This is a genomic window from Ruegeria sp. (genome assembly GCF_965243365.1).
In the GTDB taxonomy this organism is placed as follows: domain Bacteria; phylum Pseudomonadota; class Alphaproteobacteria; order Rhodobacterales; family Rhodobacteraceae; genus Ruegeria.
In genome coordinates, this window is the sequence record NZ_CBDEUW010000001.1 from 289,435 (window position 1) to 314,161 (window position 24,727).

General features: G+C 58.2%; 23 protein-coding genes and 2 pseudogenes. 6 read left to right on the forward strand and 19 right to left on the reverse strand.

Going from position 1 to position 24,727, the window contains the following annotated elements; all coding sequences use genetic code 11:
• Nucleotides 1-5 precede the first annotated feature (5 nt).
• The 3 genes from ACP0GE_RS01350 to ACP0GE_RS01360 are packed head-to-tail and all read right to left on the reverse strand — an operon-like array spanning nucleotide 6 to nucleotide 3,664.
• Nucleotides 6-1,196 carry a RidA family protein gene (locus tag ACP0GE_RS01350; RefSeq protein WP_424830203.1) on the reverse strand — a complete coding sequence of 397 codons (1,191 nt, stop codon included), beginning with the start codon at nucleotides 1,194-1,196 and terminating at the stop codon, nucleotides 6-8.
• A 57-nt stretch (nucleotides 1,197-1,253) separates the two neighbouring features.
• Nucleotides 1,254-2,459 carry a M20 metallopeptidase family protein gene (locus tag ACP0GE_RS01355; RefSeq protein ID WP_424830204.1) on the reverse strand — a complete coding sequence of 402 codons (1,206 nt, stop codon included), beginning with the start codon at nucleotides 2,457-2,459 and terminating at the stop codon, nucleotides 1,254-1,256.
• Between the two features lie 35 nt (nucleotides 2,460-2,494).
• Nucleotides 2,495-3,664 carry a pyridoxal phosphate-dependent aminotransferase gene (locus ACP0GE_RS01360; protein WP_424830205.1) on the reverse strand — a complete coding sequence of 390 codons (1,170 nt, stop codon included), beginning with the start codon at nucleotides 3,662-3,664 and terminating at the stop codon, nucleotides 2,495-2,497.
• Between the two features lie 475 nt (nucleotides 3,665-4,139).
• Between ACP0GE_RS01360 and ehuB the strand changes: the two genes are divergently transcribed.
• The 5 genes from ehuB (at nucleotide 4,140) to ACP0GE_RS01385 (ending at nucleotide 7,856) form a co-directional block, all read left to right on the forward strand.
• Nucleotides 4,140-4,985, forward strand: a complete 846-nt coding sequence (ehuB, locus tag ACP0GE_RS01365) for an ectoine/hydroxyectoine ABC transporter substrate-binding protein EhuB (RefSeq protein WP_424830206.1) — start codon at nucleotides 4,140-4,142, stop codon at nucleotides 4,983-4,985.
• A gap of 140 nt (nucleotides 4,986-5,125) precedes the next feature.
• Entirely contained in the window at nucleotides 5,126-5,857 is a 732-nt protein-coding gene (ehuC, locus tag ACP0GE_RS01370; RefSeq protein ID WP_424830207.1) for an ectoine/hydroxyectoine ABC transporter permease subunit EhuC, read from the forward strand.
• A gap of 2 nt (nucleotides 5,858-5,859) precedes the next feature.
• Nucleotides 5,860-6,525 (forward strand): ectoine/hydroxyectoine ABC transporter permease subunit EhuD, encoded by a 666-nt coding sequence (gene ehuD / locus ACP0GE_RS01375; RefSeq protein ID WP_424830208.1) that lies wholly within the window; start codon nucleotides 5,860-5,862, stop codon nucleotides 6,523-6,525.
• On the forward strand, nucleotides 6,525-7,298 hold the full coding sequence (gene ehuA / locus ACP0GE_RS01380) for an ectoine/hydroxyectoine ABC transporter ATP-binding protein EhuA (RefSeq protein WP_424830209.1): 774 nt from the start codon (nucleotides 6,525-6,527) through the stop codon (nucleotides 7,296-7,298). Before ehuD ends, ehuA begins: the two co-directional genes overlap by 1 nt.
• Nucleotides 7,299-7,403: 105 nt before the next feature.
• Complete coding sequence (locus ACP0GE_RS01385; RefSeq protein ID WP_424830666.1) at nucleotides 7,404-7,856, forward strand: aldehyde dehydrogenase family protein; 453 nt, start codon at nucleotides 7,404-7,406, stop codon at nucleotides 7,854-7,856.
• On the opposite strand, the pseudogene ACP0GE_RS01390 reads toward ACP0GE_RS01385, so the two are convergent.
• The 11 genes and pseudogenes from ACP0GE_RS01390 to ACP0GE_RS01440 form a co-directional block, all read right to left on the reverse strand.
• Nucleotides 7,853-8,177: pseudogene (locus ACP0GE_RS01390) on the reverse strand (DDE-type integrase/transposase/recombinase); the annotation flags it as partial. The gene ACP0GE_RS01385 and the pseudogene ACP0GE_RS01390 sit on opposite strands and share 4 nt — an antisense overlap.
• A 45-nt stretch (nucleotides 8,178-8,222) precedes the next feature.
• Nucleotides 8,223-8,942 carry a FadR/GntR family transcriptional regulator gene (locus tag ACP0GE_RS01395; RefSeq protein WP_424830210.1) on the reverse strand — a complete coding sequence of 240 codons (720 nt, stop codon included), beginning with the start codon at nucleotides 8,940-8,942 and terminating at the stop codon, nucleotides 8,223-8,225.
• Nucleotides 8,943-8,944: 2 nt separating this feature from the next.
• Nucleotides 8,945-9,778, reverse strand: a complete 834-nt coding sequence (locus ACP0GE_RS01400) for a sulfite exporter TauE/SafE family protein (protein WP_424830211.1) — start codon at nucleotides 9,776-9,778, stop codon at nucleotides 8,945-8,947.
• A gap of 3 nt (nucleotides 9,779-9,781) precedes the next feature.
• Nucleotides 9,782-10,531: a DUF1028 domain-containing protein gene (locus ACP0GE_RS01405; protein ID WP_424830212.1), complete on the reverse strand. Its 750-nt coding sequence runs from the start codon at nucleotides 10,529-10,531 to the stop codon at nucleotides 9,782-9,784.
• A gap of 1 nt (nucleotide 10,532) precedes the next feature.
• On the reverse strand, nucleotides 10,533-12,326 hold the full coding sequence (locus tag ACP0GE_RS01410; RefSeq protein WP_424830213.1) for a gamma-glutamyltransferase family protein: 1,794 nt from the start codon (nucleotides 12,324-12,326) through the stop codon (nucleotides 10,533-10,535).
• A 16-nt stretch (nucleotides 12,327-12,342) separates the two neighbouring features.
• Nucleotides 12,343-13,206: an ABC transporter permease gene (locus ACP0GE_RS01415; RefSeq protein ID WP_424830214.1), complete on the reverse strand. Its 864-nt coding sequence runs from the start codon at nucleotides 13,204-13,206 to the stop codon at nucleotides 12,343-12,345.
• Between the two features lies 1 nt (nucleotide 13,207).
• Nucleotides 13,208-14,152: an ABC transporter permease gene (locus tag ACP0GE_RS01420; protein WP_424830215.1), complete on the reverse strand. Its 945-nt coding sequence runs from the start codon at nucleotides 14,150-14,152 to the stop codon at nucleotides 13,208-13,210.
• Between the two features lie 63 nt (nucleotides 14,153-14,215).
• Complete coding sequence (locus tag ACP0GE_RS01425; RefSeq protein WP_424830216.1) at nucleotides 14,216-15,727, reverse strand: ABC transporter substrate-binding protein; 1,512 nt, start codon at nucleotides 15,725-15,727, stop codon at nucleotides 14,216-14,218.
• On the reverse strand, nucleotides 15,724-16,821 hold the full coding sequence (locus tag ACP0GE_RS01430) for an ABC transporter ATP-binding protein (RefSeq protein WP_424830217.1): 1,098 nt from the start codon (nucleotides 16,819-16,821) through the stop codon (nucleotides 15,724-15,726). Before ACP0GE_RS01430 ends, ACP0GE_RS01425 begins: the two co-directional genes overlap by 4 nt.
• Nucleotides 16,809-17,834, reverse strand: coding sequence for an ABC transporter ATP-binding protein (locus ACP0GE_RS01435; RefSeq protein ID WP_424830218.1), 1,026 nt, complete (start codon nucleotides 17,832-17,834; stop codon nucleotides 16,809-16,811). Before ACP0GE_RS01435 ends, ACP0GE_RS01430 begins: the two co-directional genes overlap by 13 nt.
• A gap of 519 nt (nucleotides 17,835-18,353) precedes the next feature.
• Nucleotides 18,354-18,794, reverse strand: a pseudogene (locus ACP0GE_RS01440) (DDE-type integrase/transposase/recombinase); the annotation flags it as partial.
• 104 nt (nucleotides 18,795-18,898) lie between these two features.
• On the opposite strand from ACP0GE_RS01440, the gene ACP0GE_RS01445 reads away from it, so the two are divergent.
• Nucleotides 18,899-19,171: a DDE-type integrase/transposase/recombinase gene (locus ACP0GE_RS01445; protein WP_424830219.1), complete on the forward strand. Its 273-nt coding sequence runs from the start codon at nucleotides 18,899-18,901 to the stop codon at nucleotides 19,169-19,171.
• A gap of 133 nt (nucleotides 19,172-19,304) precedes the next feature.
• Here the strand turns inward: ACP0GE_RS01445 and ACP0GE_RS01450 are convergent, their stop codons facing one another.
• The 5 genes from ACP0GE_RS01450 to ACP0GE_RS01470 are packed head-to-tail and all read right to left on the reverse strand — an operon-like array spanning nucleotide 19,305 to nucleotide 24,727.
• Nucleotides 19,305-20,759 carry an NAD-dependent succinate-semialdehyde dehydrogenase gene (locus ACP0GE_RS01450; protein ID WP_424830220.1) on the reverse strand — a complete coding sequence of 485 codons (1,455 nt, stop codon included), beginning with the start codon at nucleotides 20,757-20,759 and terminating at the stop codon, nucleotides 19,305-19,307.
• A 1-nt stretch (nucleotide 20,760) separates the two neighbouring features.
• Nucleotides 20,761-21,207 carry an acyl-CoA thioesterase gene (locus tag ACP0GE_RS01455; RefSeq protein ID WP_424830221.1) on the reverse strand — a complete coding sequence of 149 codons (447 nt, stop codon included), beginning with the start codon at nucleotides 21,205-21,207 and terminating at the stop codon, nucleotides 20,761-20,763.
• Nucleotides 21,207-22,367 (reverse strand): iron-containing alcohol dehydrogenase, encoded by a 1,161-nt coding sequence (locus ACP0GE_RS01460; protein ID WP_424830222.1) that lies wholly within the window; start codon nucleotides 22,365-22,367, stop codon nucleotides 21,207-21,209. Before ACP0GE_RS01460 ends, ACP0GE_RS01455 begins: the two co-directional genes overlap by 1 nt.
• 22 nt (nucleotides 22,368-22,389) lie before the next feature.
• On the reverse strand, nucleotides 22,390-23,934 hold the full coding sequence (locus ACP0GE_RS01465) for a class I adenylate-forming enzyme family protein (protein WP_424830223.1): 1,545 nt from the start codon (nucleotides 23,932-23,934) through the stop codon (nucleotides 22,390-22,392).
• A gap of 37 nt (nucleotides 23,935-23,971) precedes the next feature.
• Nucleotides 23,972-24,727: an SDR family NAD(P)-dependent oxidoreductase gene (locus ACP0GE_RS01470; RefSeq protein WP_424830224.1), complete on the reverse strand. Its 756-nt coding sequence runs from the start codon at nucleotides 24,725-24,727 to the stop codon at nucleotides 23,972-23,974.

The following is a 24,727-nucleotide window of genomic DNA, read 5'->3' on the forward strand; positions in this document are numbered from 1 at the left end:
GGGCTTTATTGTTTGACGAGAATGGCCTCAACCTCGATGCGCTGTCCTTTGTGGGTCAGCGTATCCAGCGGCAGGCCGACCGATCCCGGTCCGGGTTTGACAAAGCAATCGGTGCGGGTCTGCAGGTTGTCGTTGAACTCCTGAACCGTGTTCAGCACGTAATAAGAATTGGTCTTGTGCACGTTCTGGAGTTTTTCGCCGAACGGCGCCATCAATGCGTCGATATTGGCCATGGTCTGTTTGGTCTGTGCGATGTGATCGCCCGTCGCGCCAACCGACCCGTCGGCCTGAACTGTGGATTGACCCCCGGCAAAGACCATGTCGCCGCACCCAACCGCGTGCCGCCAGAAAACGGGGCCGGGGGTGTTATGCGCGTCATCGAGACCGACATAGGTTTTCTCAAGCCGCGCGCCGTCTCGGCCCCGCATCGCCCAGGCGCTGACCATGATCTGCGTGCCCGCCGGGAACAGACGGGGAAGGGGGATTGCAGTCAGGCTGGGGGCGGCCTCGGCCCCGAAACGCTGTTTCAGCAGCTGCATACAGGCGTCCCAGTCGGCGTCCGAGGTTGCGGCATCGTAGAAGATGTTGAGCCTGACGACGTCAGCCAGATCTGCGCCAAGCTCATTCAGAACCTGCTCAAGCCGGTCGACTGTGGTTGCGGCTTGTGCCTTGATATCTCCGGCATTCAAAACCGTGCCGCCTGCGTCACGCGCAACCTGTTGGCCCACAAAGATCATGTCGCCGCGTTTGACACCCTGCGACAGCGCGCCACCGGGGTGGTGCAAACCTTCGGGGGCGGATTTGCTGCGCGCGCCGGGGCCTGTCATAGCGTAGGTGCAGATCTCGACCAGCAGTTCGGGCAGAACCAGCCTGTCAAAAGGCACCATTTCAATGGTGGCCGCGTCCAGGTCTGGCATCTGGTCGATGATGCTCTGGCGATAGACATCTTCGTCCACATCGCCGGTGTTCACATATGAAACACGCAGATTGGTGATGTCGGACATCTTGCAGTCGATATCACTCATCAATTTGCGAATATGCTCGATGCTGACGGTGGTCTGGCTGTCCAGATCATCGGGGTGATCCAGATCCAGCTGCGGATTGAGCACGACCATGTCATTGGTCTGAATCGCCATCGTCCAGGGGTGGTCGACGTCCAGTTCGAAGTTCTGCGGGTTGTAATTTTTTCTGGGCATGATGTCACCGAAGCTGATGAAGCACGCGCGGCCGAGGCCGCAGGTGCCGGTTGAAAATTAGGCCGGTTCGTTCTGCATCTGGCCGTTGAGGTATTTGATGGCCGAAGTCACATGCATCTCGACGCCGATGGCCAGACCGTCCTCGTCGATGTCGAACTTGGGATGGTGGTGCGGGTAATCGGTTTTCTTCTCGGCGTTTCCGACGCCGACAAAGAAGAAGGTGCCGGGCACCTCTTGCGAGAAGCGGCAGAAATCTTCGCCGATCATCGTGACGTAGGGAACGATTTTGTGGTCGGTGCCCGCGACCACATCCGCAGCCGCATCGCGCACGATGGCGCTGACGCCGGGGTCGTTCACAACTGCCGGATCGTGGAACCGCCATTCCAGTTCATAGCTCATGCGATGCGCGGCGCAGATGTTGCTGACGATCCGTTCGAACCGGTCCAGCACATTCTCGCCTGGCTCGTCCTTGGAGCTGAAAAGGCACCGCAACGTACCCTGCAGCTCGACCTTGCTGGGAATGATGTTGGCGGCCTGACCGGCGTGGATCGAGCCAAAAACGATCGCAACGGCTTTGTGCGGGCTGAGTTCCCGTGTCTGGATCGCCTGAAGCTGCTGGATCACGCTGGCTGCGCCCAAGATCGGATCAATCGAATCCTCGGGCACCGCCGTGTGGCCGCCAAGCCCCTTCAGGGTCAAACGGAACACGTTGGCTTCGGCCATAACCGGGCCATCATCCGCCGAGACTGTGCCGATGGGCAGGCCCGTCATCAAATGTGTGCCGATCACTGCGTCAACGGCCGGGGACTGCATGACACCGGCCTCGACCATTTCAAGGGCGCAGCCGTTTTCCTCGTTGGGCTGAAAGACGAATTTGATGTCACCTTTGAGCGCATCCTTGTTTTCGACAAGGATTTTCGCGGCGATCATCATCATCGATGTATGCCCGTCATGGCCGCAGGCGTGCATCACGCCGGGGGTTTTGGACTTGAACCCGTGATCGGTCATTTCGGTGATCGGCAGCGCGTCGGTATCGGCGCGCATCATCAGCGTCTTGCCCGGCTGCCCGCCCTTGAGCATCGCGATCACGCCGGTGCCGCACATGCGTTCGGTTTCCAGACCCAGATCCTGCAGGTATTTCTCGACGATACCGGCGGTGCGGTGCTCCTCCAGACCCAGTTCGGGGTGCATGTGAAAGTCGCGGCGCAGTGTGATCAGTTCCTCTTCCAGCTCTTTGACGCGGCTTTTGATGTCAAATGTCATGCTGTTCACTCTCTGTTTGCGTTGGTCTTGCCGCGTCAGGCGGTGAGCTTTTCGATGCCGGTCTTTATACGCGCGATGGCTTCTTTCAGCTCGGCATCTTCGACCGCGAAAGACAGGCGCAGATACCCTTCACCCTGATCGCCGAAAATCGGGCCGGGGATTGTGATGACGCGCTGGTCGTGCAACAGATATTCGGCCAGATCCCAAGACGATTTCCCGACAGCCTTGATGTTGGGGAAGGCATAGAAGGTCGATTCCGGCTTGATGCAGGACACGCCTTTGATGTCGTTCAGCCCGTCATAGATAATTTCCCGGCGGCGCGCATAGGCAGCGTTCATCTCGTCCACGCAACCCTGCGGACCGGCGATCGCAGCCAGAGCTGCCCGCTGAGAAACCGCTGTCACACCTGACACCAGATGCTCCATCAGCTTTTCCATCTCGGCGATCACGGTTTCGGGGCCGACGGCATAGCCGACCCGCCAGCCGGTCATCGCGTATGTCTTCGACAGGGTGAAGGCGGTGATCGTGCGCTCTTTCATGCCGTCAAGGGTGGCAATGCTGACATGTTCGCGCCCGTCGAACATCAGGTCTTCGTAAGGTTCATCCGAGAACACCAGCAGGTCATGTTCGATGGCGATATCGGCGATTTCCTGCATCAGCGCACGGTCAAACACCGCACCGGTCGGGTTCGAGGGCGAGTTGATCACAAGCAGTTTGGTCTTGTCGGTCAGGGCCGCCCGCAGGTCGGCGGGGTCCAGACGGAAACCGTTTTCTTCTTTCAGTGGAACCGAGACCGGCACACCGCGGAACAGCTTGATCTGCGAGAAATAGTCGTAGCCCGGATCCATCACGATGACCTCGTCACCGGGTTCGATGAAGTTGAGCATCGTGTTGAACACAACCTGCATCGCGCCCACGGTGATCATGATCTCGGTTTCCGGGTCGGCGATGATGCCGTTCTGGCGCGAGAGTTTCTCGGCCACCGCCTGACGCACATCCAAAAAGCCCTGCGCTGGTGGATAGCGCGTATAGCCGTCATCAAGCGCCTGTTTCGCAGCGTCGATGATGTGCACGGGCGTGTCGAAATCGGGCTGTCCGATGCCAAGATTGATCACGCCATCAAGCTGGCTTGCCATTGAATGCATCTTGCGGATGCCAGACCAATCCACGCGCGCAATGCGCTCAGTCAAACCGAAGTTGTGCATATTTACTCCGTCTTTGTTTGTGTGGGGTGCCTTGCTCGTATGAGTTCGCGCACCGATGAACCCAACGCGCCCGCCGCCAGGCTTCGGGCAGTTCCGGAATCAGATAACTTTCTCAAAGTCGAGATGTCAACATTTGTGATATACTAATAATTGTCAGTTTGATTTGTTGTTATATTAATGATCAAACAAAGCATGATTAAAAGTATTGACAGAGCATCAATGATGAACTTACGCTCCGAACACGACGAAGGAACTACTGGAGTTATGGGGCGGCTTGATCAGCGCGTTGAGAGCAAAAGCCAGGCCTATGCCGCTGATGCTGATTGGGAAGCGGACGTGAGATTTCTGAATCAGCCGGGCAGATATCCTGTGCAGTCTTGATTTCAGATACACACGTTAATGCGACCAGCAGTGCAGCAATGGCAGGCGCTCGGGCAGCCTGAAACTCCATCGAGACTATCAACAGGAGGATGAAATGAACTATTCGAATGTGCTAAAGGGCACTGTGGCCGCATGTATGCTAGCTCTTCCGGTGCAAATGGCATCCGCAGAAGGCCTGTCGCAGAAGGCTCAGGAAAGTGGCCTGAAGGTGGCGTTCTTTAACTTCCAGCCCTATTCGTATGAAGGCGAAGACGGTACCCTGACCGGCACGGATGTCGATACCTTGCGCGCCGTGCTCGAGGCGATGGACGCAACGATTGATACGGCACAGGCAACCGAGTGGGGCGCGCTGATTCCCGGTCTGCGGGCCGGTCGGTTCGATGTTGTGGCTGCGGGCATGTTCGTGACCCCGGAGCGCTGCGCACAGGTGACTTTCTCCGAACCAATCTTCGGCATTCCGCAAACGCTCGTTGTTCTCAAGGACAACCCGAACGGCATCACCGGCTATGAAGATGTCGCCGCCAAAGGCCTGACAATCGCCGTGTTGGCGGGCTCGGCCCAAGCTGCGCATGCCCGTGACGCAGGTGTCGAAGAGGCAAAGATCATGGAGATCCCGGACAACGCAACCGCGATTGCTGCGATGCGCGCCGGTCGTGCAGATGCGTATGGCCTTGCGACCCCCGGAGGCCGTAATCTTGTGGCTGGCGTGCCCGAGCAGGATTTCGAGATGATCGAACCGTTTTCGGAAGTCGCCGGGAAGAATGCGATGGCGCATGGCGCTTTTGCCTTCCGCCAGGAAGACGCCGCCTTTGTTGAGGAGTTCAACAAAATCCTGACGAACCGGATCGAGGATGGCTCGCATGTCGCCGTTCTTGAGGCACACGGCATGGACGCCGCTGAAATGCCGCTTCTGTCGACAGCTGAGCTGTGCGGCGGATAAGCGACGGCTAACAAGACAGCGCCCAGCCTTCGCCATTGCGACGTTCGGGCTGGGTGCTACAGGTCCGGGGCGCCAGAGCAGGTCCCTTGCCGAACAGTTGAAGGCCAACGATGTCGCTTCGTGGCATTGGGGAGATAAGGATGAACGCATCTGTATCGCGTGTCGGCGCCATCATCGCGTTGCTGGCATTTGTCGCAGGGATGGTTTTTGCCACGTTTTCTGAGTTGCGCATTTTCCTTCCTGCGTTGCTGAAAGGCGGGGTCGTTACCTTACAGGTATCCATTCTGGCGGTGATTGTGTTCTACGCCGCATCGGTTCTTGCCGGGGTCGGACGATCCAGCAACGTTTGGCCGGTGCGCATCTTCAGTGGAGTATACGTTGAGATTTTTCGCGGGACCTCCCTGTTGGTTCAGCTGTTCTGGTTGTTTTACGTACTGCCTGAATTTGGCATCGTCATGTCTCCGATGGCCGCTGGCGTTATGGCGATCGGGCTGAATTACGGTGCTTACGGGGCCGAAGTTGTGCGCGGTGCGCTGCGCGCCGTCCCGAAAGGGCAGGTTGAGGCTGGAATAGCGCTCAACATGACCAAATGGACGCGTATGACGCGGATCATCTTCCCGCAGGCCCTGATTATCATGTTGCCGGGTATGGGAAATCTGACGATTGAGATGGTCAAGGCGACGTCGCTGGTCTCGGCCGTTACGCTGGTTGACATCACCTATGCGTCGGTGCTGCAGAACAACCTGCATTACCGCACCGTTGAAATCTTCACGATCACGATGCTGTTGTATTACATCATCTCACAGCTGATCCGATTTGCCTTTGCAGCCCTCGAGGCTAGAACGGCGCGCTATCGCGGAAGGAATGCCTGATCATGGAATGGAGTTGGGAATTCACCTGGGATCGGGTTTTGCCCGCAATGCTCGAGGCGCTACCGGTTACCATTCAGGCCACGGTCTTTTCGTTCCTGCTTGCCGTGGCGCTTGGCCTGCCCCTGATGCTTCTGCGCAAAAGCCCGATCCGGGTCGTTTCGCTGGTGGTGGGCGAACTCATCGAGTTCATCCGCGGCACGCCCTTGCTGGTGCAGATATTCTTTTTGTTTTTCTTTCTACCCGAGTTCGGCATCACTCTGCCGCCGCTCACAACCGGCATTCTGGCAATCGGCCTCTATTATAGCACGCTCTGTTCCGAGGTGTTCCGGTCGGGTTTCGACGCCGTTCCGCGCGGGCAGTGGGAGGCAGCCAAAGCGCTCAACCTCAGCCCGGCACGCACATTGACCCGGATCATCATACCGCAATCACTGCCTCCGATAGTACCCGCGCTTGGCAATTACCTGATCGCCATCTTCAAAGAGACGCCGCTTTTGTCCTTTGTCGCCGTGGCCGAAATCATGCACGTCGCCAAGGGTATCGGCATCCAAACCTATCGCTTTACCGAAGCCATCACGGTTGCAGGCATCCTGTTCCTCATCCTCAGCCTGATTGCCGCTTTCCTCGTCACCCTGACCGAGCGTTATGTCAATAAAAGGATATATCACTGATGGAGCCCAAGATTCGCTTCGACAATGTCACCAAGAGATATGGGGCTCATACGGTTCTGGACGGTCTTGATCTGAGCATCGACCCGGGCGAGCTGGTCGCCATCATCGGGCCGTCAGGGTCCGGCAAGACCACCGTTCTGCGCGTCTTGATGACGCTGGAAAATATCCAGGAAGGGGTCATCTATATCGACGGGCAGCCGTTCACCCATGTCAAAAAGGGCGACACGCTGGTGCCGGCTTCGCAGGCGCATATTCGCAAGTTGCGCTCGAAGATCGGCATGGTGTTCCAGTCGTTCAACCTGTTCCCACATATGTCTACGCTGCAGAACTGTATCGAAGCGCCGGTGCAGTCGCTTGGCCTGAGCAAAGACGAAGCGGTCGAGCGCGCGCGGGAATTGCTGAACATGGTTGGCATGGGGGACAAGGAAGACCACTATCCCAGCCAGCTCTCGGGTGGCCAGCAACAGCGGGTGGCAATTGCGCGTGCCCTTGCCATGCGGCCCGAGATTTTGCTGTTTGACGAGCCGACCTCGGCGCTTGACCCGGAAATGGTTGGTGAAGTGCTGCAGGTCATCCGGTCACTGGCCAGCGAGCATTCCTATACAATGCTGCTGGTGACGCATCAGATGGGCTTTGCGCGCGAAGTCGCAGATCGGGTGCTGTTCTTCGAAGCCGGCAAGTTTGTCGAGCAAGGCAAGCCGGACGAGTTTTTCAGCAATCCGCAGAACCCCAGAACGCAGGCCTTCCTGAACAAGGTTCTGGAATCCAACTGAACGGGGCATTTCGGCCGCTATTCAAGACGCCGGTTAACAATCCGGGTGCGGCCACGCGGGCGCGCTCTTCTTTAGGAGCAGAGATCCAATGGTGTATCAAAACTGATCGCGGGCAATTGGGAAGCCACTAGCGATGCAGTCGCAAACGTCAATCCGTCTGACATCAGCGATGTTATTGGTTCCGCAGCCCTAAGCGATGCGGGCGTTGTCGACAACGCCATTGCTGCAGCTCATAAGGCAGCCCCGGGCTGGGCGGCCTCCACACCTCAGCAGCGTTTCGATGTGCTCGATTTCATTGGTGATGAAATTCTGGCCCGTTGCCGGGAACTGGGTGAGCTGCTGTCGCGTGAGGAAGGCAAAACCCTGCCCGAAGTGATTGGCGAAGTCGCCCGCGCTGGTCAGATATTCAAATTCTTCGCTGGTGAGGCGCTGGCGTCGGTGCGTCCGGGCATTAGCGTTGATGTCACGCGCGCGCCATTTGGCGTTGTTGGTCTTATCACGCTGTGGAACATCCCGATTACCATCCCGGCCTGGAAGATTGCCCCAGCCCTGGCTTAACGTGCTAGTTCAGCGAATTGTTGGAATGGACCGAGTTTGGGCGTGAGTTGACCATTGCGGATCATGCGCGACTGTGATCCCAGCCAAAGTTTCCGAGGCCGGGATATAGGAATTAAAGCCGAGCATTGATCGGGTTTGTCCTTTGATGAAACGATGATCCTGTTCCACGATATTATTGAGGTATTTGCGCCTGACCATCTCGATCGGGATCGGGCATCCAAAACCTTTAAGCATCTTGCCATACTTGTCGACGGCTCGATAGAGATAAGCCCGCGCGCCTTTCACTTTGATGTATGTCTCGTCGATGCTCAAAGAGCGGTCGCGCAGCAGAGAATTCAGCGCCCAACTTTTTTGACTCCAAGTTCACTACCCTTCGTGCAGATCCGAAAGGTTTTGATTTTGCCCATATGTTCTGTCACGCAGCATAGCGTTGGAAACTGAAAGCAGATGCGATTGCATGATTTCTGCAGCGGCCTGACTGTCGCGCGACGCGATACTACTGAACAGCTGTTCGTGCTGTTCGCCCAGTCGGACAAGGGTTGACGGCGAATACTGTGTTTCGCGCTGACGCGTCCATTCCGATTGTTTGCGCACGGCGCGGATCGAGTCATACACCGTAAGGAACAGCGGATTATGGGCCAGCTCAGCGATTTTGTAGTGAAAAACGTCATCCGCGACCCCGTAGGCCTGGGTGTCGGCCGCGTCCAAAGTAGCCCGCATGAGTTGCTCAAGCGTCCGCAACTCTTTGGTCGTCGCGCGCTGCGCGGCCAAAGCCGCCAAGGCAGGTTCAATTTCCAGACGCACCTCCATGACGTCGCGCGGCATCACCTTGGCTGCAACGGCGCGGAAGGGGCTAGCACCGACGGCGGGTGGTGGGGAAACGAAGGTTCCCTGTCCGTGCCTGCGAAACACGGTGCCGTCTTCTTCCAATTGATCCAGAATGCGGCGCATACGTGCACGCGTAACGGCCAGTGCCTCAGCTAACGCGCGTTCGGGCAATAACTTGCCGTTTTTCAGGAAATCACCGGTTTCGATTCCTGCCCGCAGGGCTGCGGTCAGTTCGGTATCAGTTGGACAATTTCCCAAGGTCAGAACGCTCCGGTCAAGTCGTAATACATGCGCAAGGACGTAAGCATCAGGAATAAGCCAAAAGCAAGACGCAATGCACGTTGCGAAATAGTGTGTGCAATGCGGACCCCGACATGCGCAAAACTAGTTGTAAGTGGAATGATCAACGCAGCTGCAATCAGATTGACATAGCCGATGGAAAAAGGCGGCAGCCCAACCTGTCCCAACCCGGTTCCTGCGTAGATCAGCGCGCCGGGCAGGCCGATTACGAACCCAATGGCCGCCGATGTCCCGACGGCACGCCGGATATCGTAGCCGAGAAAGTTCAGAACGGGCACGCAAACCGTGCCTCCACCGATGCCCATCATTGCCGAGATCGCACCTGCAAAGGTACCGGTGGCGGCCCAGACACGCGGTGAAAAGCTGCGCTGATGGCCGTCATCGCCGGGTTTGCGAAAGATCATGTCCAGCGATACCAACGCGGCGACCGTAGCGAACACAGCAACCAGAAAATAACCGCTGACCAAGCCGCCCAGCAGACCACCGATTATCACGCCGATCAGAATGGCCGGAGCCCAGCGCTTCAGCAGCACCATGTCCAATGCGCCTCGCTTGTAATGTCCCCAGCTTGAGGACAGCGCAGTGAACACGATGGTGGCCAGTGATGTCCCAACAGCAACCTGCATAGTCAGGGCCGGATCGCTTCCAGTCAGCGACAGAGCGAAATAGAGCGCCGGGACAATGATGATCCCGCCACCCACCCCCAGCAAACCGGCCAGGATACCACCGAACACGCCGGCGGCAGCGGCGATACCAATCAGCGTCGTCAGGGTCGAAACGTCAACGCCGCCCATACATCACGCAGGATCACTGGCCAACGAGCGGCTCACCCGCCCTTCGGCGTGACGTTGCGCATCTGCGCGCGCGATTGCCTTCTCAAGCGCACCTCGGTCGGGATTGCCCGAGAAATTTTGCTCGCTGGGCATGGCTTCGGCAAAATGAAGATACCGCTCACCGGCCACATCATAAAGCCGTCGTAGTTCAGCCAGCGGGTCGGCATGATCATCGCTGCGCATGTCCAGCCAGGCATGGGACTGACCCTGGTGAATGACCAGACCGGCGGCCTGTTTGCCGCGTTTGTCACCGCCTGCGCGTTCGCCTGCTTCCATGGCAGCCATCAGGCGTTCGGGAAACGGCAGCGTGGATTCCGAAGCGTAGGTTTCAAAGGTCGCATCGACCACGTCCGGGCCGGTCAGCATATTGCCCGCGACGGAATGCGTGTCGCCGATCCGATGCCCCGCCCAATCGACGCAATCGGACCCGGTATAAGCTGCGAAATTGCCAAGTGTATCCATCAGATGCGCCTGCCGCGCATCCCGGCCTGTGTCCCGGGCCACAAGATCGTCCAACACCGTTTGAGCAGCCTCGTCGGCCTCCAATCGTCTTAACCCCTCGGTGCCCCAAACCGGGTTCGAGAACGCCTGTGACGCAATCGCGCTGCGCGCGCCGACGCAAGGAACGCGCGCACCACAGGCGAAGAAACGACTGGCCACGATCAAGCCAACGGCACCGGTCTCTGTGTCTTTTGCAATCAGGGAATATGTCATGTCACCGTCCTACTGCATAGGCCTGCATAAGCCGCGGCGTAGCAGCTGCGCGCAGGGTTCCGTCTTTCTCCCGAAGGGCGGCCGTCAGGCGACCAACCGTCCATGGTTCTGCCACAGTGATTTTGTGACCACGCGCGCGCAAATCTTCTATCACCACCTCACCAAAGGTTTCCTCAATCATCATCTCCCCGGGTGCGGCTGCGCGGGGGTAGAAGGACCCCTGAAAATGCATCGAGTGAAACAGAGGCGCGTCCATACATTCCTGCAGACCCAGTCCGAAATGCACGAAGCGCAGGAACCAGATCAATTGCCACTGATCCTGCTGATCGCCTCCGGGTGTGCCAAAGACCAGTTGAACCCCGTCTTTTTCTGCAAGGCTGGGTGTCAGTGTGGTGCGCGGCCTGCGTCCGGGTGCCAGCGAGTTGGGCAGGCCGGGTTCAAGCCAGAACATCTGTGCGCGGCTGTTAAGGGGAAAGCCCAAGCCCGGGACAACCGGTGAACTTTGTAGCCAGCCCCCCGATGGCGTCGCCGCGACCATGTTGCCCCAGCGATCTATCACGTCCAGATGTACGGTATCCCCTCGTTTTTCGGTCAGGTGCGACATGGTCGGCTCACCGGCGCTTGCTCCGGTCCTGACGGCGAAATCACGGGTAGCGCGGGCGACATAAGCGTCGGCCAGATGTTCATACCCCGGCACCCGGCCCGGTCGTTGCTCGTGTGAGGCATCCGGGCTGATCAGCGCGCGACGCTCAGCCGCGTAGTCCTCGCTCAGCAAATAACCCATCGGAATTTCACTATGGGCAGGGTCACCGTAATAAGCTTCGCGGTCGGCATAGGCGAGCTTCATCGCCTCAATCACCGTATGTACGAACTCTGCCCCGTTCGGGTCCATAGAACTAAGGTCGATGCCCTTTAGGATGGCCAAGGCTTGCAACAGAACTGGCCCCTGACTCCACGCATGTGTCTTGTGGATAGTCCAACCAAAATAATCGTAGCTCAGCGTGTCCTCGTAAGTCGCCTGCCAACCGGCCATATCCTCACGCGCCATAATCCCGCGATTACGCTGGCCCGAGACATCCATGACAGATGCATCTGCCAGATACTCAAAGATCCGATCTGCAACGAAGCCTTTGCTCCACGCCCGGCGGGCCGCATCGATCTGATCCACACGATCCTCATGCGCAGCCTCGGCATCCGTGACGAGGCGTTCATAGGTCGCCGCCAGCGCTGGGTTGGTAAAGTTGCTGTGTGGTTCGGGCGCTTTACCGTCCGGCATCCACGTCTCTGCAGATGTGGGCCATTCGTCTTCAAAAAAATCTGACAGGCCGGCAATGGTATGGGCCACGCGCGGCAACACGGGATGACCGTCGCGGGCGTAGGCGATGGCAGGCTCCATCACGTCGCGCAGCGACATAGACCCGTGATCACGCAGCATCAGCATCCAGCCGTCAAACGCACCGGGGATCACTGTGGCCAGCAAGCCAGAGCCCGGGATCAGGTTCAGGCCCAGACCTGTGTAGTGTTCGATTGTGGCGGCAGCGGGCGCAGGGCCCTGAGCACACAAGACCTCGGTTTTGCCGGTTTTGGCTGAGTGGAAAATGGCAGGCATATCGCCTGCAGGGCCGTTCAGATGTGGCTCGACCACTTGTAGGGTCATGGCTGTAGCGACCGCCGCATCAAAGGCGTTGCCGCCTTTTTCAAGGATGCCAAACCCCACAGCCGAAGCAATCCAATGAGTTGAAGTAACGACCCCAAAAGTGCCTCGTATCTCAGGGCGGGTGGTGAATTCAGTCATTCGTTGTCTCCGAAACTCAGTGTTCGCGCGGGTCCAGCGCATCGCGCAGCCCGTCGCCCAGAAGGTTGAACCCCAGCACCACGAGGAAGATCGCGATGCCCGGCCACATGGCCATCCACGGGGCCTGATTGAGGAAGTTCTTGGCCGTGTTCAGCATCGAGCCCCAGCTGGGTGCAGGTGGTTGCTGACCAAGGCCGAGGAAAGATAGCGACGCCTCGGCAATGATCGCTGTGGCGATGGTCAGCGTCGCCTGCACCAGCACCGGCGGCAAAACGTTGGGAAAGATGTACCGGCTGAGGATTTTCGAAGTGGGCAGCCCGATAGCGCGGGCCGAAGTCACATAGTCTTCGGCCCGGACCGACAGTACCTGCCCCCGAGTCAGACGGATGAAGATTGGGGTCGCAGACAATCCGATGGCGATCATTGCATTGGTCAGCGACGGTCCCAGAAACGCCGCCAGCGCGATCGCAAGGATCAGGAAAGGCGCGGCCAGAAGTGCTTCGGTACAGCGCGAAATTATGGCGTCGACCCAACCGCCAAAATAACCGGCGATAATACCCAGAGGAACACCCAGCAGCACGGCAATACCGACAGACACCACACCTGCCAGCAGCGAGGCTTGCGCCCCCCAGATCATCCGCGCCAGCACGTCTCGCCCGATCTCATCTGTGCCAAACGGATGCGCGGCTGTTGGCGCTTTGCGCACCGCACCCCAATCCGTGGCCGCCGGATCAGGTACGGGCAGGATCGGGGCCAGTATTGCGATCAGGACGAAGAAGGTGACCAAAACGCCGCCCAGCATGGCGCTTTTGTGAGTGCGGAATTTCTTCCAGACCCGGTTTTCGGGACGACGTGACAGGATGGGATCAGCTATGGCCATGTCAGGCGGTCCTCAGGCGGGGGTTCAGCAGCACATAGGCGACATCGGCCAGCAGGTTCATCACGATGAAGCCGACAGCCGTCACCAGTACGATGCCTTGAACAACGGCATAGTCCCGGTTGAACACGGCATCGACCACCAGCTTGCCGAAGCCGGGGATGGTAAAAATTTGCTCGGTCAGGACAGCCCCGGCGATCAACTCGCCAAACAGCAATGCGGTCAGCGTTACAATCGGCGTCAGCGCATTGCGAAAGGCGTGTTTCAGAACGACGCGGCGTTCATGCAGACCCTTGGCGCGCGCAGTGCGGACATAATCGGATTTCAAAACGCCCAGCATCGCCGAACGCGTGTGTCGCATCAGCGTTGCTGCCAGCGCAGTGCCCAGTACAAAGGCAGGCATCAACATGGTGGTAATGGATTTCACGGGGTCTTCTGACAAGGGAACATAACCAGAGGCGGGCAACAGATCGAGCCTTACGGAGACCAGCAGGATCAGCATGATCCCCAACCAGAAGTTCGGAATAGAAAGCCCGGACAGCGCCACGATGTTGGCTATATAGTCTGTGATCGTCCCCTTCTTTACAGCCGACAGAATGCCCGCTGGTATTCCAATCACCAACGCAAACAGGATCGCCATAATAGCCAGCTGGATTGTCACCGGCAGCTTCTCGGCGATCAATTCTGTAACCGGCTGATTGGTACGCAGAGATATCCCCAAATCCCCCCGCAGCGCGTTGCTGACCCAAGTCAGATACTGCACGGGGATCGGATCATTTAGCCGGTATTTTTCACGTAGAAACTCCAGCACTTCGGGATCGCGCTCCTCTCCGGCCATCGCAAGGACAGGATCGCCGGGCAGCAACTTTTGCAGGCTGAAAACAAAGACCGAGATCAACAGGATCGTCGGGATCGCAATCAGGATACGGCGCAGGATGAAGGACAGCATGGGCTCAAGGCTTTCGGTCAGGGAAACCCGCCCGGCTACAGGACCGGGCGGGCCGTGGGCGGCTTATTTCTCCAGCGTCACACCTTCCAGACGGATCATACCGTCAGGATAAGGGGTGAAGCCTTTGAGGCCATCATCCAGCGCCCAGATCCATGTCTGGTGATAGAGGTACACGATGGGCATATCCTCGGCCAGAATGTCCCGCGCTGCGTCATACTCCGCCTTGCGGGCATCGAAATCAGTCGAAGCACGGGCGTTGTTCAGCATCTCGTCCACCTTCGGGTCGGAATAGTGGCTGTCATTGATGCCGCCGCCTGTGGTCATGAACTGGTGGATGTTGCCATCCGGATCGACACGGCCCGACCATCCGATCTGACTGGCCTGATAATCACCAGCGCTCTGATCAGCGAGCAGGGTAGCAAATTCCTTGGACGTGATCTCGATATTGATCCCAGCCTCGGCTGCCATAGCCTGCACCACCTGCATCAGTTGCAGCGGGACGGTGGTGTTGGGCACTTGAACTTCAAGATCAATCCCGTCGGGGAAACCGGCTTCGGCCAGCAGGGCCTTGGCCTTTTCCACATCACGCGCAGGGACCGGGTGATCGGCATCATACCAGGGCGAGGTCGGCGGGAAAGGCTGGTTACCCGGCGCAAAGGCTCCTTCGAACACGACCTGATTGATTGCATCCCGATCCAAAGCGTAGCTGAGCGCTTGACGCAGACGCTCGTCATTGCCCCACGGGTTATCACCCTTTTCGCCGTTGTTCACATTGATTGTAATACCCTGATATCCAAGGGAAACCGCGCGTTCAACATTAACACCCGCGTCAGCCTCGGCCTGTCCCAGATCGGTTGCAGCCAGGCGTTCCAGCATATCGATATCACCCGATTGAAGGTTCGCCAGACGCACGGTCGTATCCGGGATCGGCAGGAATGTGACGCTGTCGAAATGGATCTCATCAGCGTTCCAGTAATCCGGGAACCGCTCCAACGCGATCCGGTCTTGCGCGACGCGCTCTTTGAACTTGAAGGGGCCGGAGCAGACGGGGTTCAGACCAAAATCGGCACCTGCCGCTTGGGCTGCGGTCGGAGAAACCATCATCCCCGAACGGTCTGCAAACTGCGCCAGCAGAGTGGCATCGGGTGCAGCCATATTAAAGCGGACGGTATGGTCGTCGACCACATCCACTCCGGTGACCGACTTCAGTTCCGACTTACGGCGCGATTCCTCCAGGTTTTGCGACCGGTCAATATTGTCCGCCACCGCCTGAGCGTCGAACGGTGTGCCGTCATGGAACACGACACCTTCGCGCAGGGTCATGGTCAAGGATTTGCCGTCCTCGCTCCATTCCCAACCGGTGGCCAGTTGCGGGATCAGCTCAAGATCAGGGGTGATGTCGACCAGCTTGTCGCACATGGACGCGTAAACAATACGACCCACGAAAGTGCGTGACTGATCGGGATCCAGCACGTCTGCATCCGATTGCAGGGCGATACGCAGATCGGCGGCCTGGGCACTTAACGCAGTGGCGCCGAGTAATCCGGCCAACAAGCCGGTCTTGAAGACATTCATGATGTTTCCTCTCTGTTTTCGGCAGAAGCCTGTGGAGATTGGACGGCCGCGCGATACAGCGCGAATCGCTCTTCTGCTCCGGCGCTTCGACGTCGGGGCGGGGCCGGTTTTCCGGCCTCTGGTATGGTTTTCCAGTAGTGGCAGGCGACGTGATGTTCCGGACCTGCCTTATCCAAATCGGGTGCTTGGGTTCGGCAATCGCCCTGAGCAAACGGGCAACGTGTATGAAAGCGGCAACCGTCGGGCGGAGAAGACGGGCTGGGTGTCTCTCCTTTCAGCGCCATGTGATCCCGTTCGCGGCCGGGTTCGGGTTCCGGGATGGCGGACAACAAGGCATGCGTATAGGGATGGCGCGGTTCCTCGAAGACCTGATCGGCTGGACCGGTTTCAACCACCTGACCCAAATACATCACGGTGATGCGGTCGCTCATGTGCCGGATCACCGCCAGATCATGGGCGATGATCACCAATGTCAGGTCCAAGTCCTTTTTCAGGTCATTCAGCAGATTGACCACCTGTGCCTGTACGGACACATCAAGCGCTGAGACAGGTTCATCCCCAATCAACAGCCATGGCCGCGAGGCCAGAGCGCGGGCGATCCCGATCCTCTGCCGTTGGCCGCCCGAGAACTCATGCGGATATCGATTGGCGTGATCCGGCAGCAACCCGACCTGCGCCAAAAGCGCCGAAACTTTCAGGCGGCGGGCGGCTTTATCCAGGTCCGGGGAATGCACCTCCAGCGGCTCGCCCACCAGTTTGCCCACGGTCATACGTGGATTCAGCGACGAGAATGGATCCTGGAACACGAACTGCATCTGTTGGCGCAGCGGAGCCATGTCCCGGCGGGCAAGATCCTGAATCTCGTGACCATCGAAGAGAACCTGACCGGATGTCGGGCGATCCAACCGCATCAGCAGTCGCGCAAGCGTCGATTTCCCGCAACCGGATTCCCCAACGATGGCAAAGGTTTCACCCTTGTGCACAGACAGCGACACCCCATCAACCGCGCGCACTTTCGATTTGCGCTCGAACAACCCGGTCCCCAATGTAAAATGGCGTGTGAGGTTTCGCGCCTCAAGGATTACATCGCGCATTTCACCCCCCTCAACTGTTCCAGCGGAGCGTAGTGGCAGGCGACTGCGTGGCCTTGCCCCATCTCAGACAGGTTCGGACGCTCGGCGCAGTCTTTGGTGGCAAATGGGCAGCGTGTGCGAAACCGGCAGCCTTTTGGCATATCGGTCAACGAGGGCACAGTTCCGGGCACGGTGATCAGCTGTTCACGTGCGCCAGTCATGCGCGGAACTGAACTCATGAGACCGATGGTGTAGGGATGTTGTGGATCGTCGAACACCGCATCCACCGGGCCGCTTTCGACGATCTGCCCCCCATACATGACCGCCACATTTGTCGCAACTTCTGCGACAACGCCAAGATCATGGGTAATGAACATAGCCCCCATGCCGGTTTCGGCCTGAAGCTCTCGGATCAGGTCCAGAATTTGCGCCTGAATGGTGACGTCCAGCGCCGTTGTTGGTTCATCCGCGATCAGTAGTGACGGATTGTTGATAAGCGCCATCGCGATCATCACCCGTTGCCGCATGCCTCCGGACAATTGGTGCGGATATTCGTTCAGACGTTGTTCGGGGGCTGGGATACCGACGCGACGCAACATGGTCAGAGCGCTTTCCGCAGCCTCGACCCGTGTACAGTTGCGGTGATGCAGAACGGCCTCGGCGATCTGATCCCCGATCCGGAACGCCGGGTTGAGCGAGGTCATCGGTTCCTGAAAGATCATCGCCATGCGGTCACCGCGCGTCGTCGCGTCAAGCTGTTCGCTGCGCAGATCGTAGGCGTGGCCCTCGAACTCCAATTTGCCAGAAGGAATGTCGATGACATCGCGGGGCAACAGTCCCATCAGCGCCATTGCCGTCACGGATTTTCCGCATCCGGATTCACCCACGATGCACAGCGTTTCACCCGAAGAAACCGAGAGACTCAGGTTGTCCACGGCATCATTCGAATGATCCCGAATTCTGAGACTAAAGGATTTCAGGCGCAGAATCTCTGATCGAGAACCCTTGCCGAATGCGGTGTCGTCAGCCTGCACGGCATTTCCACCTTTTTTCCAACCTATTTTATATTGGTTGATTTTAAATATGCGATTCGTCAATTGTTATTTTCTATTCATCTCACCTGGAACGCCAATGTAAGCAGATCTGGAGACTGAGCACTAAAATGACTCAGTGCGTTGGTAATAATACATATTTACGAGATTCAAACTTAGCGGCCGTGCACGTTGGGCCCGAGTTTAACTATATCAGAACTTGACCTGAAACGGTCCAGACCCGTTAGGATATCGCCTGCCTACGTCGCAACCAATTCTCCAAATCGTTCTCGGCAGAAGCGATGCTCTCACGGTTCAAAATCTGTGACGTCATGGCTTTGGAAACGGCCCGGGCTGGCCTGTTGATAGCAATGTCCCCTCTGCTAGTGGGTAGATCGCCGACATCCAATTTTTCGTAAATCAACAACAACCGGTTCTGAACGGTCCGCAGGGCCAATTTGCGGCGCAGGGCAATAGTCTTGCCCGGTAATCCCAGCGCCAGATCAGTCTGAATAGCCAGTTCTACCTCGATCGGCGCCTCGCCCGAACGGTTCCGATCATGTTTACGAGTTCGATTCCAGCGAGCGTTGAACAGGCGGAACTATACGACTTGAAGCCAAGCATCGGACATGTTCGCCTCTTGATGAACCCGTGGCCCTGTTCCACGACATTGTTGAAGTATTTCCGCCTCACCATCTCAATCGGGATTGGGCAACCAAACCCCTTGAGCATTTTGTTGATGGCTTTGATGCCAGCAGTGTTCGCTCCGCTTTTGTCGATAACGATCTTTCGTGGCAGACCGTTGCCCTCCAGCATACGAGCAAAGAATTTGTTGGCGGCCGGTTTGTTGCGGCGCTGCGACGGTATGAAGTCGAGCGTATTGCCATGTTTATCGACCGCGCGATAGAGGTGGACACACGTGCCCTTCACCTTGATGTAAATTTCACCCATTCTGCTACATCGACCTCCTGGCCGAGCGTGAGGTCGATGTGAATGTTTCGACGGTTTATCGCTGGGTTCAAAAGTCTGGCTCAGAGATCCGAAAGCGGGCTCACAGCTAGGGCAAAGTGATCAAGGAAATGGACAGTATTTGTAGCCCGGAAGACGTCATTCTGCACATCAATCGCAAACATCTGAACAATCTTGTTGAAGCCGATAATGGCGTCCTGAAACAGCTATTCAGGCCGAAACGTGGGTTTCGCTCACTTACTTCCGCGAAGACCACATTGCGGGGGATCGAAACCGTCCGGGCAATCAGAAAAGGCCACTTCGCGAACAATCCAACTGATGTTCGGACCGAAATGGCTTTCCTTTCAAACCTTTCTCCGAAAGCCACTTGAAGAAAGGCAGAGCCCTCCTCCTGCAGCCGGTTCACTTAATGCAACAGTGCCTCTCAGACGGAGAGGCCGAAAGTTTGCGATAAAGCCCTTCAACTAGCCAAGATTCCGCAACAGATCCAGCGACAGTCCAAGCTCAAACCGACAGGCAGAGGTATTTGACCTCAAGGTAGTCCTCGATCCCATATTTTGAACCTTCACGCCCGTTGCCGCTCTCCTTCATGCCCCCGAACGGGGCGACCTCGGTTGAGATCAATCCGGTGTTGATGCCTACAATGCCGAAATCCAGTGCCTCGGCGGTGCGCCAGACTCGGCCGAGGTTCTGGCCGAAGAAATAGGCGGCCAGGCCAAAGGGTGTGTCATTGGCCATCTCATACATCTCTTCCGGATCCCGGAATTTGACGATCGCGGCGACGGGGCCGAAAATCTCTTCGTTGAAGATCTGAAATTCGGGCGTCACGCCAGTCACAATGGTCGGCTCAAAGAAGCTCAGCCCCAATGTATGACGTTTGCCGCCAACGTGCGTCTGGCCGCCCCTTGCTTCGGCGTCCGCTAGTAATTCCTCGACCTTTTCGACAGCAGGCTGGTCGATCATCGGGCCGATCTGGACCCCATTGCCAAAGCCGTCACCTACGCGCAGTTCCTTGACCCGTTTGGTCAGGGCCTCGACAAACGCATCATGGATGCCTGCTTGGACAAAAAACCGATTGGCGCATACGCAAGTCTGGCCAGCGTTGCGATACTTAGAGGCAATCGCGCCTTCCACAGCATCGTCAAGATTTGCATCGTCGAAGACGATGAAAGGAGCATTGCCGCCCAGCTCCATCGAGGTGCGTTTGACTGTATCGGCGCATTGTTTGATCAGCTCTTTGCCGACCTCGGTTGAACCGGTGAAAGACAGTTTGCGAACGGTTGGGTTCGACGTCAGTTCCGCGCCAATCACACGGGCCGAGCCGGTGACACAGGACAGAACCCCGGCTGGAACGCCGGCACGCTCGGCCAGAACACAGAGCGCCAGCGCGGACAGCGGTGTCTGACTTGCGGGTTTGATGATCATCGTACACCCGGCGGCAAGTGCGGGTCCCGCCTTTCGGGTGATCATGGCAGCCGGAAAATTCCAAGGCGTCACGCAGGCGGTCACGCCGACCGGCTGTTTCATGACGATGATACGCTTGTCTGGTTGGTGGCCGGGAATGGTGTCGCCGTAAACGCGTTTGGCTTCTTCTCCAAACCATTCGATGAAGCTTGCAGCATAATCAATTTCGCCAATGGCCTCGGCCAGCGGTTTACCCTGTTCCGCGGTCAGAATACGGCCCAGATCCTCGCGGTTTTCACGCAGCAATTCGAACCACCGGCGCAGGATAGCCGCCCGGTCTTTCCCGGTGCGGGCTGCCCAGTCTTTTTGCGCGGCTTCTGCTGCATCGATGGCATGTCGCACTTCTTCGGCAGATACCGAGGGCACGGTTGTCACTTCGGCCCCGGTTGAGGGGTTGGTGACCGACAGGGTTTTCCCGTCGGAAGCGGATTGCCATTGACCACCGATCAAAGCCTTTGAGCACAGCAGGGAGGGGTCGGAAAGGTGCAGGGTCATATCAGGCCTCTTGTTTCATCAGGCTTTGGAACGCGGCGCGCCGGTCGTCTTCGATAGGAGAGGGGCGATGAGTTTCGCGGTTGACATAGACATGGGTAAAGAACCCCTCGGCCGACGCCTTGTCTTCATCATTGCGGAACAAGGCGAGCTCGTACCGGACCGAGCTGTTGCCCAGTTTTGCCACACGCAGCCCGGCGGTGACACGGTCGGGGAAACCCATCTCGACATAGTACTTGCAGCCGGTTTCTACCACCAGCCCGTAGGTACTGCTGCTGAGCGGGTCCAGCAGGCCGCGCTCCATCAGCCAGCCATTCACGGCGGTGTCGAACAGGGAATAATGCACCACGTTGTTCATGTGCCCGTAGATGTCATTGTCCATCCAGCGGGTTTGCAGCGGGTAAAAGTCGGCATACCCGGCGCGGGTGGTGATCGGTTTTCTTTCCCCCATCACCAGGCCGCCTTGTAGATGTTGAACGCGTCCTGTTCCGAGACTTCGCGCGGGTTGTTGACCAAAAGGCGCTGCTGCAGCATCGAATCCGATGCCATTTTGCCAATCGCGTCTTCAGGAATATCCACGTCGCGCAGACGAGTTTGCATCCCGAGTTTCAGGGACAAGTCAGCCAGCGCGTCGATGAAGGCCGCGCAGCGGGCCTGACTGCCTTCGACCTGTGCCAGATGCGGGAAAGCGTCCGCAGCGATTTCGGCATACAGCCCATGGGCGTCCGGAGCGTTGAACCGCAGCACGTGCGGCAGGACCAGCGCGTTAGACAATCCGTGCGGGATATGGAATGTACCGCCGATAGGGTAGGCCAGTGCATGGACTGCGGCGACAGGCGAGTTCGCAAAGGCTTGCCCGGCCAGCATCGAGCCCAGCAACATGGCACCGCGTGCGTCCTTGTCCTGACCGTTGAAGACAGCAGTTTCGATATTGGCCCCCAGCAAGCGCAGCGCCTCGCGCGCCAGCATCTGCGACAGCGGGTTGTTGTTGGCGGATTTCGAGGCATAGGCCTCGATCGCGTGGACCATCGCATCGACGCCGGTTGCGGCGGTGATGTGGGCGGGCAGGCCTACGGTTAGATCAGCATCCAGAATGGCGATGTCGGGCAGGATGACGGGCGAGGACACGCCACGTTTTTCCTCGGCCCCAACGGTGATGATTGAAACCGGAGTGACCTCGGACCCTGTTCCGGCAGTGGTTGGGACCAGCACCAGCGGCAGGCGCGGGCCTTTGGCCATTGCGACGCCCCACGCTTCGTCCAGATCCTCGCCAGACCCTAGCAGCAATGCCACCAGTTTGGCGACATCCAGAGACGACCCTCCGCCAAACCCAAGAACACCCGTCGCCCCGGCATCACGCCCGAATTCAACGGCCGTCATCAGCGTTTCGCGCGAAGGATCAGCCTCGACACTGTCAAAGATCGCCACCGTGTGGCCTGCGGCCTCAAGCGAGGCGATGGCAGGATCGGCCAGGCCCAACTGGCGCAGGCCGGGATCGGTGACCAGCAAAACGGTCTTGCCCAGTGTTTTGCCCGCGACCTCAGCCAGGCGCGCGGCGGCGCCGGTTTCAAAAACCAGTGATTTGGTGGTATTGAAGGTAAAGGGGGTCATATCCTTGTCCTCAGCTTGGGGATCACGTGTCAGCTTCGTAGAGATCACGCAGTTTGAACCGCATGATCTTGCCCGATCCGGTGCGTGGAATTTCATCTATTGTTTTCATGTCGTTAGGAAGTTTGTATGACGACAGATGCTGGGCGCAGAACTCGCGGATGGTTTCCACATCCGGGGCAGCTTGGCCTTCGGGCACGACAAAGGCCACCGGGACCTCGCCCAGTGTTTCGTGCGAAACGCCAACAACCGCGCAATCACGCACGCCGTCCATCTGCACCACGGTCTCTTCGACCTCGGCCGGAGCGATGTTCTGGCCGCCACGGATGATCAGCTCTTTCAGCCGCCCGGTGATGGTCAGGAACCCGTGGGCGTCGACCCGGGCCAGGTCGCCGGTGTGGTACCAGCCGTTGCGTAGGGCATCCGCGGTTGCATCAGGTTTGTTCAGATAGCCCTGCATGACGTTCGGGCCTCGGCAGACCAGTTCACCCTCTTCGCCCTGCATTGCGTCTGTGCCGGTGGCTGGATCGATCAGACGCACGGATAGCCCCGGCAGCGGCAGGCCGCAGGACCCCGCTGTGCGGACCGAGCCGGGCCAATTCAGGGTAACCATCGTCGAGGTTTCGGTGATGCCATAGCCGTCCAGCAGCTCGATGCCGAAAAGCTCTTCGAACTCGGTGTTCAGAGCGGCTGGCATAATCGCTCCGGCGGACACGCAACGTCGCACGGTGCGGAACGGGTTCTGCCCGGTCTCCTTCGCGCGCAGCATCAGATAGTGGAACATCGTTGGGACGCCGGGCATCAGCGTGAACCGATCCTGCGCCAGCAGGTCCAACGCCCCATCTGTCGAGAACGCCTCCATGATGTATTCGGTGGCGCCATTGGCAATGATCGACATCACGCAGAAATTCAGCGCGTAAGAATGAAACAGGGGCAGCGGTGATAGCACAACATCATCCGGCCCCATGCCGAAGATCGGGGCCCAGCAGGCTGCGTTGACCCAAAGCATGGACCGTGTTGTCAGCTGCACGCCCTTGGGCTGACCCGTTGTGCCAGAGGTATAGACCAGCAGTGAAACCGCATCGATATCCTCGGGCTGCAAGTCGGCTCCGGGCGTTGCGGTCAGATCATCGAAAGACAGGGTGTGCGCCGGGGCGTTGCCCGTTGTGATCAGCGTCTTGGGGAAGGGGCCTTCGCCTTGCTTGATCTTTTCCAGAACCGGCAGAGCCTCGGGCCAAGTCACAAGGACATCGATCCCTGCATCGTCCAGCCGATAAGCAACCTCACCCGGTTTGGAGGCAGCAGGGATCGGCACAGCCACCCCGCCTGCACGGATCGCGGCCAGAGTGGCCACGACCCAATCGACCGAGTTCGGTAGCCATATACCCACGCTCCCGCCCGGCTTCAGCCCGGCATTCAGGTATTGGGCCGCCAGATTGCGGGTGTCTGTCTCAAGCTTTGCATATGTGATCTTTCGATGGGTATCCTCGAAAGCCAGCTTGCCCGGTGCGGCGGTTGCGTGTCGCGCCAGCAGTTCTGAGACCGGTGCAATCAGATCGGTGCGTATCACGGTGTCCTCCCTTTCACGATGCGCTTGATGGTCGTCGTCAGACCATCGAGAACCCGCCGTTGACAGAAATCACCTGACCGGTGATCCACGACGCCTCATCCGAGGACAGGAACGCAACCATTGGCGCGATGTCGTCCGGTGTACCGATGCGGCGCACTGGATAGGCCTTGACGATCTTGTCCATGTGTTTTTCCAGGAATTCCGCATCCGAATGTGCGGTTTGAACCAGACCCAGCGACACAGTGTTGACGCAGACATTGGCGCGGCCCAGTTCGCGCGCCAGCGATTTGCCTAAAGCGATGGTGCCGCCCCGCGCCGCTGCCGCCAACGCCAGATTGGCTTCACCAATGCGCGAGCTGTCCCCGACCAGAGAGATGATCCGCCCGCCATTCTGCTTGATCATGTGCGGGGCAACTGCGTGGCAGCAGTGGATCGCGCCATAAAGGCAGGTGTCGATCTGCGCCTTCCACTCTTCCGGTGTGGTTTCGACGAATTTCTTGTACACAACGTATCCGGCGTTGTTCACCAGAATATCGACGTGGCCAAAGTCAGCGACGATCTGGTCGACCATGGCGGTCACCTGATTGTAGTGACCGATATCCGCCTGATACGCTTTGGCCTGACCGCCTGCTGCTTCGATGGCCTTTACAACCGCGTCAGCTTCGTCCTTGGATTTCCGGTAGTTAACTGCGACGATGGCACCTTCAGCCGCCAGCGTTTCAGCGATCTGACCGCCAGTGTCGCGCCCGCCGCCGGTGACCAGTGCCACTTTGCCGTTCAGGTTCAGGTCCAT